General features: G+C 70.8%; 1 protein-coding gene and 1 pseudogene. One reads left to right on the top strand and one right to left on the bottom strand.

All coding sequences use genetic code 11. The features are described 5' to 3' along the window. Positions 1-534, top strand: a pseudogene (locus tag R6V09_RS53200) (hydrolase); the annotation flags it as partial. A 12-nt stretch (positions 535-546) separates the two neighbouring features. Here the strand turns inward: R6V09_RS53200 and R6V09_RS53195 are convergent. Beyond that, positions 547-1393 (bottom strand): ATP-binding protein (locus R6V09_RS53195; protein WP_317888564.1); only part of this gene is annotated, 847 nt, incomplete at its 5' end.

The following is a 1393-nucleotide window of genomic DNA, read 5'->3' as shown; positions in this document are numbered from 1 at the left end:
GGCGGCTCGGGAGACTCCGAGCCGTCCGCCAAGCCGAAGCCCGTGACGGCGGCGACCGCGGTGAAGAAGCTGGCCGCGCGGGACTCCGGACGCCATGTCTGCTACCGGATCTACATCGGGGGCAAGGGCTGGCAGACCCCGGAGTGCGACGGCGCCACGGCCGCCACCGCCACCGACGACGAGCAGATCCTTTCCGTGAACATCGCGGTCTCCGGGACCGCCGGTTCGGCCGCCAACGCCTTCATCCACGACCCCGCGTCGACCAACGGCTACGGCAAGTACTGGACCCCGGGGTGGACGGACGTCATCGCCGATGGCAAGGACAACTACATCGGCACCGCGAAGCCGGGCGCCGCGTACGTCACGGGCTTCGCGAACAACATCGGCAGTGGTCAGCTCTGCTGGATCGTCCGCAGCTCCGGCTGGGACTGGGGCGATCAGAAGTGCACCCAACCGCGGCCCGCGTACGGCTTCGCGGGCACCCTCGACAACGCCCACTGGTTGGTGGCGGTCAGGCTGACAGTGCCGAACTGACCGCCGGGGCGGCTACCAGGTGCCCTCGCCGGGCACCAGCCGCCCCGCCTTGCGGTATTCGCGGCGGGCCCCCTCCAGGAGGTCCGCCGCACCGACCGTGTCCCCGCGTCCGGCGGCGAGGTAGGCGGCCGTGACGACCGCGCTGCGGATGGAGCCGCCCGCGAGCTCGAACTCCTTTGCCAGCGGAGCGAGTTCGAGGTCCGGTGCGCTCGGCACATGGGTCAGGCCGTGGAGCCACAGGGCGAGCCGCTGCGCCGGGTCCGGGAACGGGAAGTCGACGACCAGGTCGAGCCGCCGGGTGAACGCCTCGTCGATGTTGGCGCGCAGGTTGGTGGTGAGCAGCGCGATCCCGTCGAAGGACTCCAGCCGTTGGAGCAGATAGGCGCTCTCCATGTTGGCGTAGCGGTCGTGCGAGTCCTTCACTTCGGACCGCTTGCCGAAGACCGCGTCGGCCTCGTCGAAGAGGAGCACGGCGTCGGTGCGGTCGGCCTCGGTGAAGATCCGTTCGAGGTTCTTCTCGGTCTCGCCGATGTACTTGTCGACGACGGACGACAGCTGAACCACATAGAGATCCAGGCCGAGTTCGGCCGCGACGACCTCCGCCGACAGTGTCTTGCCGGTGCCGGACTCACCGGCGAACAGCCCGAGGACACCTCTCCCCCGGCCGCCGCCCGCGCTGAGCCGCCAGTCGCCGAGGACCCGGTCGCGGTGCCGGGCGCGCAGGGCGAGTTCGTGCAGTTGGGTCAGTGACCGGTCGGGCAGGACCAGGTCCCGCCAGTCGACCGCGGGCCGGATGCGGCGGGCGTGCTGTTCGAGCCCGGACGCCGACTGCTGGCGTGCGGCGAGCCGCAGATGGGCG

Origin of the sequence: Streptomyces sp. W16, assembly GCF_033194735.1 — a bacterium.
GTDB lineage: Bacteria > Actinomycetota > Actinomycetes > Streptomycetales > Streptomycetaceae > Streptomyces.
This window is presented reverse-complemented; position numbering and strand designations above follow the sequence as displayed.